General features: G+C 45.8%; 9 protein-coding genes. 8 read left to right on the forward strand and 1 reads right to left on the reverse strand.

The features are described 5' to 3' along the window. The 8 genes from VN429_RS03085 to VN429_RS03120 form a co-directional block, all read left to right on the forward strand. A partial coding sequence (locus VN429_RS03085; protein WP_325629675.1) for an adenosylcobinamide amidohydrolase occupies positions 1-1,117 on the forward strand: 1,117 nt, incomplete at its 5' end. Beyond that, positions 1,114-2,151, forward strand: a complete 1,038-nt coding sequence (locus VN429_RS03090; protein WP_325629677.1) for a magnesium chelatase ATPase subunit I — start codon at positions 1,114-1,116, stop codon at positions 2,149-2,151. The genes VN429_RS03085 and VN429_RS03090, both read left to right, overlap by 4 nt. Further along, entirely contained in the window at positions 2,136-4,022 is a 1,887-nt protein-coding gene (locus tag VN429_RS03095; protein WP_325629679.1) for a VWA domain-containing protein, read from the forward strand. Before VN429_RS03090 ends, VN429_RS03095 begins: the two co-directional genes overlap by 16 nt. A 3-nt stretch (positions 4,023-4,025) precedes the next feature. Beyond that, a complete protein-coding gene (locus VN429_RS03100; RefSeq protein ID WP_325629681.1) occupies positions 4,026-5,273 on the forward strand; it encodes an ABC transporter substrate-binding protein in 1,248 nt (415 codons plus the stop codon). Further along, positions 5,270-6,343 carry an iron ABC transporter permease gene (locus VN429_RS03105; RefSeq protein WP_325629683.1) on the forward strand — a complete coding sequence of 358 codons (1,074 nt, stop codon included), beginning with the start codon at positions 5,270-5,272 and terminating at the stop codon, positions 6,341-6,343. Before VN429_RS03100 ends, VN429_RS03105 begins: the two co-directional genes overlap by 4 nt. After that, the gene (locus VN429_RS03110; protein ID WP_325629685.1) at positions 6,295-7,380 is read left to right on the forward strand and encodes an ABC transporter ATP-binding protein; all 1,086 of its coding nucleotides are present in this window, start codon (positions 6,295-6,297) and stop codon (positions 7,378-7,380) included. The genes VN429_RS03105 and VN429_RS03110 overlap by 49 nt, the downstream gene beginning before the upstream one ends. Continuing rightward, the gene (locus VN429_RS03115) at positions 7,367-9,547 is read left to right on the forward strand and encodes a nitrogenase component 1 (protein WP_325629687.1); all 2,181 of its coding nucleotides are present in this window, start codon (positions 7,367-7,369) and stop codon (positions 9,545-9,547) included. The genes VN429_RS03110 and VN429_RS03115 overlap by 14 nt, the downstream gene beginning before the upstream one ends. Further along, positions 9,544-10,824, forward strand: a complete 1,281-nt coding sequence (locus tag VN429_RS03120) for a nitrogenase component 1 (protein WP_325629689.1) — start codon at positions 9,544-9,546, stop codon at positions 10,822-10,824. Before VN429_RS03115 ends, VN429_RS03120 begins: the two co-directional genes overlap by 4 nt. A gap of 94 nt (positions 10,825-10,918) precedes the next feature. On the opposite strand, the gene VN429_RS03125 is transcribed toward VN429_RS03120, so the two are convergent. Then, entirely contained in the window at positions 10,919-11,164 is a 246-nt protein-coding gene (locus VN429_RS03125; protein WP_325629691.1) for a type II toxin-antitoxin system MqsA family antitoxin, read from the reverse strand. Between the last annotated feature and the right edge of the window lie 33 nt (positions 11,165-11,197).

Raw genomic sequence — 11,197 nt, forward strand, 5'->3', positions numbered from 1 at the left:
TACACAAAATTCTCTCCAGATGATTCATAAAACCACCAGTGGCGAGGAGATCTTCAGGAGTGAAGATTCTATTGTGGTCCGCCTTCCCACAAACCGGAATGCAATCACGACCTCGTATGTGAATGGGGGATATCAGGAAAATCTCCAGGCTGTATTCAATCACGAACCAAAACCTACGAATGGGCATTGTGCTCATGACCTGGAAGGTGGAAGCGTTGAAGCGTACATCAGGATTCATGCAGAGCGACTAGGCCTGAATCCTGACAGGGTCGCAGCCATGATGACTGCTGCAAAGATGCGCAACGCAGCAATAACCACCAGATCATTTAGAAATCTTGAAGTTACTGCCATTGTCACTGCAGGCATAGAGGTTAATGGTGGCAGAGCAGGAGATCCTGCCACCTGGCATGAAGAGGATGGAAAAACGGTCTATGTTGGAGGAACCATCAACACAATCATCCTTGTCAACTGTCACCTTCGAGCACATACTCTGGCCAGAGTTATCATGACCGCAACTGAAGCAAAAACAGTTGCTATTCAGGAGCTTATGGCCCCGAGCCGGTATTCAAATGGAATAGCCACAGGTTCTGGTACAGATCAAATATCTGTGATATCAAACATGGACAGTCCTGATATCATTACCTGGGCAGGAAAACATTCTAAACTTGGTGAGTTGGTTGCTGCCTGTATTATTGAGGCGACAAAACAGGCACTTTTCCTTCAGACCAATTTAAGCCCCGACTCCCAGCGGGATATGCTGGTTCGATTAGGAAGATTCGGAGTCAGTGAAGACCAGTACTGGTCCTGTGCCTCTTCCCTTGATGGCGAGAATAAGAGAGATATTTTCATCAAAAATTTACGTGATTTTTCCCGTGATCCCTGTGTTGTGACTATGACCGCTTCTTTGCTGCACATCATGGATGAGATCTCATGGCGATTGATACCAGAACAGTCGGGAAAAAAGACTGCATCTGCCATGATGACAGCATTACCTGATCTGCTCCAGATCTCATGCCCTGATCTCAATACTCTCATCGATGAACGTGCAACCATTCTTGATAATTGGATTAGATTAACATCCTGGTGTATAAAAAATGGATGTAGAGGATTCACATGACAAATCCTCTACCAGTATACCCTTTTGCTGCAATTGTTGGACAGGAAGATATGAAAGATGCCATTCTGGCCAATATTGTATTTCCCTCCATTGGCGGTGTCCTAATCAAGGGTGAGAAAGGAACGGCTAAATCCACCTCAGTCCGTGCTGCAGCTGATCTTCTCCCAGAACGACGTGTGATTTCAGGATGTCAGTTCAGATGTGAGATTTCAAATACCCGTGACCTCTGTTCATTCTGCCGGGATAGGATTGCCAACGGGGAACCCGCTACTGAACTGATTCGTATGAGGGTTGTTGAACTACCCCTCTGTGCCACAGAGGACCGTGTCTCCGGCACCCTTGATATTGAGCATGCGGTAACCCGTGGTGTTAAGAGGTTTGAACCTGGTGTTTTAGCAAACGCAAACGGCAATATCCTGTATGTTGACGAGATAAACCTCCTCGATGACCATATCGTTGATCTGCTCCTTGATGCGGCCGCCATGGGAGTGAACTTTGTTGAGCGTGAAGGGATATCATACTCACATCCTGCACGATTCTTGTTTGTAGGGACGATGAACCCCGAAGAAGGAGATCTCCGTCCACAATTGCTCGATAGATTTGGACTTGTGGTTGATGTTGAAGGTGAGAAAGAGAGTTCAATGAGGTCAGAGGTTGTGAAGAGAAGGCTTGATTACGAGGCAGATTCTGATGGTTTTTGCCAGCGGTTTGAACCCAAGCAGCAGATTTACCGTGATCAGATCATAAGAGCCAAACAACTGGTGGCTGAGATGAGGCCAGATGATCTTCTGGTACACACTGCAGTTAAGATCTCCCTAATGCTCGGTGTTGATGGTCACCGTTCTGATATCACCCTTGTAAAGACCGCAATGGCATTTGCAGCTCTAAATGGGTTGAACACAGTAAACCAGAACCATGTTCTCAAAGCTTCAGCATTATCTCTGCCTCACCGTATGAGGCGAAGGCCATTTGAAGAGAGCAGGATTGACTTCTCATCTGTCAGGACACTGATCGAAGAATGTTATCAAGCCTGATGACCAATTGTCTCCCTTTTCCCGGGGTAGTCGGACAGGCGATGGCAAAAAAAGCACTTCTCTGTGCTCTTGTACATTCAGACATTCATTCAGTCCTGATTAGAGGCAATCCCGGAACGGCAAAGTCTACTCTGGTGCGATCAATAGGAACTGTTGATCAGGATCGCAAGATCCTGACAATCCCCCATAACATCACGTTTGACCGATTAGTCGGGATGATTGATCTTGAGGTAACCATCCGGTCAGGTACAGTAACCGCTGCACAGGGCATCCTTGGGCAGGGAGATGGCCAGATTCTCTATGTCGATGATTGCAACCTGATGGATGAGACAATCATCAGCACAATTCTCTCTGCTGCAGAGACCGGAGTATTCTCTCTTGAGAGGGAGGGGTTATCGCAGGTTATTGCATCCCGGTTCCTCTTTCTTGCAACCATGGATCCGGAAGAAGGAGAATTAACACCAGGCCAGATGGACCGTTTTGATCTCTGTATATTTCTTGATCCCATTGATGATGAAGAGCAACGGGCTACAATCATCAGAAACACGATCTCATTTGAACAGAACCCAGGCGAGATCATCTCCGGATTTATGCCTGAAGTGATAACGCTGCAAGATTCAGTTAAAAAGGCCAGAGAACGTCTCTCTTATGTCAGTATTCCATTAGGTCTGGAAGATCTGGTCTCAAATGTCTGTGATGATCTGAATGTTTCTGGCCATCGGGGTGATATCGCAGTATCCAGAACTGCGAAAGCTCTTGCAGCCCTCGATGAAAGGGATGAAGTAAATTTTGAAGACATCAGACTTGCTGCACTATTTGCTCTGCAACATCGGCGAAATGACAACAGTCCAGACACCCCAAAAGCACAAGATCAGTCGGATCAATCCCCAAAGCAAACGAATCCTCCAGATAATACTGATACAGATTCTCCAGTTTCTTCTCAAATTCAACAGAATAAACCGGACATCTCTCGTGAGAATGGCGACCCTGCAAAATCTCCTCCGTCCTCTGCACGTGAAGAGATCTTTGATATCGGATCTCCTTCTGATGTGATCCAGTTTTTAAATGAAAAATCCATCGCTCTCACAAAAAAACAGAAGAGTGGTAGAAGAACCCGGATAATAAGCCGGGACAAAACCGGTCACTACCATTCATTCCGGTTGCCTGCACATAACCGAAGCGATATTGCCATTGATGCTACTCTCCGTGCAGCTGCTCCGTATCAACGATTTAGAAGACGAAATGGCCTGGCGATCTCTGTCTGCCGTGAAGATATCAGGGAGAAGATCAGAGAGAAAAAGATCGCCCATACAATCCTCTTTCTCGTTGATGCAAGTGGTTCCATGGGGGTGAGATGGAGAATGGTAGCAGTAAAAGGAGCTATCCTTTCCCTTCTCACCGATGCATATCAGAAGAGGGACCGGGTGGGGCTTATGACATTCAGAGGAGCCGGGGCCGATCTTCTTCTCCCGCCTACCCGTAGCACAGAGGTTGCGGTCAGAATGCTTCGAACAATCCCCACCGGGGGGATGACTCCACTTGGTACCGGCCTTTTTGAAGCATCTGAACTCTTCAATCGAGGGATGTATGCGGGTGCTGATGAGAACAAGACAATTATTCTTCTGACCGACGGAAGGGCGAATGTGCCAATTAATGGCGGTCATCCATATGATGAACTGGCTGAAATTACGAAGAGATTGGTCGAAACTCCGATTAGATTTGTTGTAGTTGATACCGAACAGGGCTATCCCAGGCTTGGAAAAGCCAGAATGCTTGCAGGTGATCTTGGAGCCTCGTATGTTCAACTTGATGAACTTGGCTCCAGAGGCTTTGCCGGTTCTGTTCACCGTCTTTTAGACACTACAGGGTAAATTATGAAACAATCATCAAAAAAAGCATTGATATTCCTGATTCCGGTCCTGATTGTACTTATTGGTGTAGTCGTTGTAATATCAGGATTCTGGCAAAATGTTTCTGCTACACAGGATCAATCAGATTCTGGCCTTCAAGATCTAAGCACACACGATCTGTTTCCTGATAAAATATCATTAGAATATGCAAATGGATTCTCGGTAGAATATCACGGAACATACAAAGTTGTCAGAATTCATGATCCCTGGGGAAGAGAAGGAGAGAACCGGACATATCTTCTTGTTCAGAGGGGAGAATCGGTGCCCTCTGGTTATCCAAACGCCAGAGTATTTCATATTCCGGTAAAATCGGTTGTAACCCTCTCATCAGTTCATCTTCCAAATATTATGGCACTTAATGAGACAAGTTCTATTGTCGGTCATAATGGAATAAGCACCGTATATAATGAAGAATTTCATCGGTTGGCTGATGCGGGAAAGATCGTGGAGGTTGGAAGTGGGACATTATCGATGGATACCACTCTCCAGACAGAAAAACTGATTGAACTTGAACCTGATATCGTCTTCTGCTCTGCGAATGGAAACCCGGAGTATGATAACCAGAATAAACTGTTAGAAGCAGGCCTCTCTCCCGCTGTCACCGGAGACTGGATGGAGAATCATCCTCTTGCCCGGGCAGAGTGGATCAAGTACTACGCTCTATTCTTCAACAAGGAAAAAGTTGCAACAGAATTTTTTGATCAGATTAAAGCAAATTATACTGCACTCTGCGAGAAAACAGCCAATGTATCCAAGAAACCAACTCTCTTCGCAGGAATAGAATACCAGGGAACATGGTATGCACCTGGTAAGAACAGTTATGTTGCACGGTTATTCTCTGATGCAGGTGGTGATTATGTTCTCAGAAATAATTCAGATAAAGGAGATTCTATTCTTGATTTTGAAAGTGTATATGATACATCATCCAATGCTGAGTACTGGCTAAACACTGGATACACCAGTAACATTCAGGAGATGATGGCTCTCGATTCCCGGTATAATAAATTCAGTGCAGTCAAAGCCGGAAATGTCTATCAGTTTAATGCCCGTGTGAATAAGTTTGGAGGAAATGACTACTGGGAGTCTGGAATTATTCATCCGGATATTATTCTTGCCGACATTGTAAAGATCCTTCATCCGGAGGTTCTTCCAGACCATGAACTCTATTATTACAGCCGTATTGGCGTAAATCAGACAGGAGCGGCTGCATGAGCCTTGACTTTGAGCAGAAAGGGGAGAGTATAAAGTGGTTCATAATTGTAGTACCTCTTATCATCGGCCTTCTTCTCCTGTGCTTTCTGCTCGATCTGATGCTTGGTTCAGTGAATATTCCTCCTGATGCCTTGCTCACGATCGTAACCGGTGGATCTGTAAAAGCGACCTGGATGAACATCTTCTGGGATTGGAGGATGCCAAAAGCTATCACTGCAGTATTTGCAGGAGGAGCTCTGGCTCTTTCTGGCCTGCTTATGCAGACATTTTTCCGTAACCCCCTGGCAGATCCATACATTCTGGGTATCAGTTCAGGAGCCAGCCTTGGTGTTGCTCTTGTTATGATGTCTGCCGGATTTTGCGGAGTCGGCGCAATCTTTGCCAGTGTTGGTCTCCTTGGGGATATGAGTATTTCAGTTGCTGCAACTCTGGGTGCATTCGTTGTATTGCTCCTTATTCTCCTGATATCATCAAAAATTCAGAGTAATATCACAATTTTAATCCTTGGAATCATGGTCTCTTACTTCAGCGGAGCTATTGTAACTATTCTACTCCAGTTTGCAGATCAGTCAAGTATGCATTCGTATTCACTCTGGACCTTTGGAAGTTTTTCTGGCGTTACGTGGAGTCAGATACCAATATTTGTTCTCATCGTGCTGATTGGGTATATCATCTCAATCTGTTCTGTTAAGTCGCTCAACGCTCTTCTCCTTGGTGAACAGTATGCCCAGAGTATGGGAATGAATTATACTCGGATCAAAACGGTGATCATAGTAACAACAGCCTTGCTTGCCGGGGGTGTCACTGCATTTTGTGGCCCGGTTGGATTTTTAGGTATTGCAATTCCTCATCTCTGTCGAGCAATCTTTGTAACTGCTGATCACCGCTGTCTTGTCCCTGGATGCATCCTTGTTGGAGGGATCATAGCTCTGTGTACTGATATCATATCCCACGTTCCCGGTACAGATATCGTCCTCCCTATCAATGCAATCACTGCTCTCTTTGGAGCACCGGTGGTGATATGGGTAATAGTGAGGGGAACCCGGTTTGGGAGGGGTGTTACTACATGAAAGGCTCTTCCATTCTAAGTTGTTCCAACCTGACTATCGGATATGCAAGTCAGAAGTCCGGGGCACGAGAGGTCTCAAAGAATCTGAATCTTCAATTAAACCGGGGAGAACTGATCTGCCTTGTTGGCCCGAACGGGGCGGGGAAATCTACGCTGATCCGGACCCTCACCGGAATCCAGCCTCCAATTTCTGGAGAGGTCAGACTCTGTGATATGCCGATTGGAGATATAAGCGAGCAGGACCGTGCTCGAATGCTCAGTGTTGTCCTTACAACACCTGTTCAGACAGGATATCTTACGGCATTTGATGTCGTTGCACTGGGCAGATTTCCTTATACAAACTGGGCAGGCAGGCTGACTGATTCTGATCGACAGATAGTACTCTCTTCTCTTTCATCAGTTGGAGCAACAGACCTGACATACCGGTTTATTCATGAGCTGAGTGATGGTGAGCGTCAGAAGGTGATGATCGCCCGTGCTCTAGCACAGGAACCTGAACTGATGGTCCTCGACGAGCCGACAGCATTCCTGGATCTGACACATAAGATTGAGACGATGAGAATTCTCCGGCAGGTAGCTAAAAAAACGGGGAAATCAATCCTTCTCTCAACTCATGACCTGAACCTGGCGATTAGATGTTCAGATCAGTTATGGATTCTTAACAAGCAGGGAGATCTTGTGTCAGGAACACCCGAAGATCTTGTTCTCTCTGGAATTTTTGGATCTGCCTTTGAGATTGACGGGGTTCATTTTGATCCAGCCAGGGGAGAATTCACCATTCCAATTGATAAAAAAGGGACCTATTCTCTTCACGCTTCAGAATCTGTGGAACGGATCTGGACATTATATGCCCTTGAACGGATTGGCTTCGTTCCTGAAATCGATAACATAGCGGAAATTTCTATCACTCTTGATACCAATGCACAGCAACCGGTCTGGCATCTCTCTCATTCAACCGGCAACCAGCAATGCGGAAGTATCTGTGAATTGGTTCAAGGGATAACTGCCACACTTGCAACAGAAGGTGGTCTCCATTAAGATTGCTGTGTATGGCAAAGGAGGAATTGGGAAATCAACCATCTCGGCCAATCTATCAGCAGCTCTTTCAGAAAAGGGAGATCGCGTACTTCAGATCGGCTGCGATCCAAAGTATGACTCCACCCGGTTGTTGCTTGGTGGAAGGATACCAATAACCGTTCTTCAGTACATCAAAACAGTTCTTCCAGAGGATCGAAAGGCAGAAGACATCGTATTTCAGGGGTTTGGAAATGTCGCCTGTGTTGAAGCAGGTGGCCCTGAGCCTGGTGTGGGTTGCGCCGGACGAGGGATCATAACTACGTTTGATCTCCTTGATGACCTTGGAATCCGACCCTCGCTCTTTGATATCACTCTGTATGACGTTCTGGGTGATGTGGTATGTGGAGGATTTGCCGTTCCTATTCGGAGTGAATACGCAGATGCAGTCTATATTATCACATCTGGTGAATATCTCTCACTCTATGCAGCGAATAATATCCTTCGGGGGATACGGAATTTCACTGCGAAAAAGGGACGTATTGCTGGCATCATTTATAACGCCAGAGGAGGAGTGGAAGAAGAAGACCGGGTCAACCGGTTTGCAGATGCAGTCTCTCTCCCAATAATTGCCCGTATTCCACGGAGTAACATCTTTGCAGCGGCAGAGGAGAGAGGCTGTACATTGATTGAAGGTTATCCTGATTCAATAGAGGCTGCACTTTTGAGAAATCTTTCCGATCATGCAGAAGGTATCAGAACCGATGCAACGAACCTCCTTCATCAGGCTCGTCCTCTCACCGATGAGGATCTTGAGCGTGTTGTACTGCTTCGTGGTGATATATCATTAGCAAAGAGATACTCCGGGGTTTTAAAAGACAGAAATACTAGCGTTAAATGCAAATCAAGCGCTGTAAAAAATAAACGTCCATTGATCGGATGTGCCTTTGCCGGTGCCGTGTCTGTAACTGCTCAGGTCACTGACGCAGCGACTGTGATGCATTGCCCTCGAAGTTGTGCCCTTATGATCCATGAGAAACTTATGGATACCAGTCAGGTTTCAGCCATCAGGTTTGATCATCCATATAGGACTGAATCACCAGGTCGTCTTATCACAACCGACATGACTGATGAAGATTTTGTCTTTGGAGGTGAAGACAAATTACGACGAACTATTGAGGAAACCATACAAAGGGGGTACCAGACGATATTTGTCGTGACCGCCTGTCCTCCCGGAATCATTGGGGATGATACGCTTAAGGTCGCCGCAGAATTGATGGATATACACTCTGGCATCAATATCATTCCGGTTCCTGTTGATGGCAATCTTGTCGGTGATTTTGCACAAGGTGTAATCGATGCCCACAAGGCTGTTACCAGGCTTATCAGACCTCAATCTAACAAGTCAGAGAGATCTGTCAATATCATCGCTGAAAAATGGCTGGCATCAAATCCTGAAAAGAATATCAATGATATCCGGTTACTGCTGAAAAAACTTGGCATCTCCATAAACTGCCGGTTCCTCCTGAAAACTGAAACAAAGTCTCTTACCAATTTCAATGAAGCCTGTCTCAATCTCCCTGCTGAACGCGATGACACGGTGAAAAGTATCCAACAACTGATAGCATCCGTATCAGATCTCCCGTTTTTGGATCTCCCTCTTCCAACCGGATTTACAGATACTAGTGAATGGCTGCTTGCAGTCAGCCGGATATTTGGTGATGAGGCAAAGGCTGAAAAGATCATTGCAGATGAGGAGATCATATATCGACGTGAGATTGCAGCACTCAAACCTGAACTAAACGGCAAAACGATTCTTATCTTTACATACCCGAAGAACCTTGACTGGGTCTGTGACATTGCTCATGACCTGGAGATGAAGATCCTCAAAGTTGGCCTCGTCTACTCCCCATTTGCAGAGACATTCACCACCCGTTATACAGACCAGTTCCCGATTGAGCATAATTATTCGCTTGAGAAGAGGGCTGACGATATACAGAATCTTGAGCCAGATCTGGTTTTGGTTACGTATCCAGCACTCAAACCGCATGAACGGGCTAGGAGTGGAAATATTCCCTACTGTCCTGGGTTTGGGTTCCATGCAGGTATTGAACATGCAGATCAATGGGCACGGTTGATGAAGGCACCAATCGTTGAAAGTTGGAAAGATGATGGAGAGGGGATTGTATGAGCCTTGATCCAGACGGCTTTATTGGAACTCTTCTTGCAATTGAGGGGATAGCAGATACCCGTGCAGTGATGAATGGACCGACCGGATGCAGGGGAAATCCTGCCTACTTCTCTGATCGTCATTTTCCACGTGAGAACTCATTGAATCGGCGTTCATTTGAAGAGCCGTTCTTTTTTGGTCAGTCCCGAATTCCCTGTACATACCTTGACAGCGATGATTACATCCTTGGATCTACAGATAAACTTCGCGAGATTCTTCCTCTGATTGCACAAAAGGGTGATGCTTTCATGGCGGTGGTCAATTCACCCGGAGCATCACTCATCGGAGATGATCTGAACCGGTTTCTTGTTGATGCAGGGCTGAATCACTGCTGTATGGCTTTTGAGGGTGCACCATATTCACTGCCGCTATCAGAAGGATTTGACCAGGCGATGGCTGATATTCTCAAGTGGCTTGCACTCAACCATCTTCCAAGAGGAAAGAATCGTGTAAATCTCCTCGGGATATCCTTAATCCATAAGTACTGGCAGGAACATGTTGCCGTGCTAAAACGTCTCTGCAACATGATGGGGCTCTCAGTGGTTGCAGTTCCCGGTGGTGGCTGCAGTGTTTCAGAACTGAGAGAATCTACGACTGCATCGTTCAATATTGTAGTACATTCTGAGTTCTGTAAAAAAACCACAGAGTTTTTTGAGTCAGAGTTTGGAATTCCAGCAATCTTTCCATGTAGTGGTGCACCGGTTGGATTTGGCCCGACTGAAGAATGGATCAGGGAGATTGCCAAAGTAACCGGATGCGATCCAACATGTGCACTCGATTCGGTAAAACAGGATCGGATCCATGCATATCACCGGATTGCCAGATATCACCATGAAGCAGGATACCCAAAGGGGGTAACATTTGCTATCCGTTCTGATGCCTCTTTCGCCTACCCGCTGGCATCATGGCTTTATGAGTATCTTGGTATGATCCCGGTATCGATTGAATGTATAGAGGGGTCCGATCCTGCCATGATAGAACAGATCCGAAAATTTCTATGCGAACGAGGGTTATCGTCAGCACGGGAACAGTCTGCAAAAGATGCACGGGCAGACCTGTTCTTCGGAGATGGAATTATCGGAAAGGATCTGGAACTATCTGGCCGCTGCAGAAGATCAGTTGAGATCTATAACAGAACTACCGGTGAGATAGAGTTTACCAGAAAGGCGTTTCTTGGTGGAGATGGGGCGTTACATATTCTCGAAAAGATCTTTGATGCAATCAGGGTGTTTCCATGAAAAAGTGGTTTGTATCTTTATCAGATATCCTGCATCTGAAAAACTGATGGTCGATTGTACCTTGAAAAAATAGTCAGATAGTAGCGTTCCAGGATTATTCCTGAATACTCACTTCTATCGCAGCGAGAGGAGTGCCACAAATGGGACCTTTTTTGGCCTCTTCAATAATTCTGTCTATCTTTCGTGACGACTCAGGAGTAAAGTATGACTCGTTACACTGATCACAGACAAATGCAGGAACGTCTTTGATCACGATAATTTCTGAACCCATACGAACCATAAATTCTGTTGTTCCCATCCGTAGTGTTCCTCTACAGAAAGAACATTGATCAGGCATCATCGTCTTCTCTCCCGATAATTTATCCATTCACTG

This window comes from Methanospirillum sp. (genome assembly GCF_035560735.1).
GTDB lineage: Archaea > Halobacteriota > Methanomicrobia > Methanomicrobiales > Methanospirillaceae > Methanospirillum.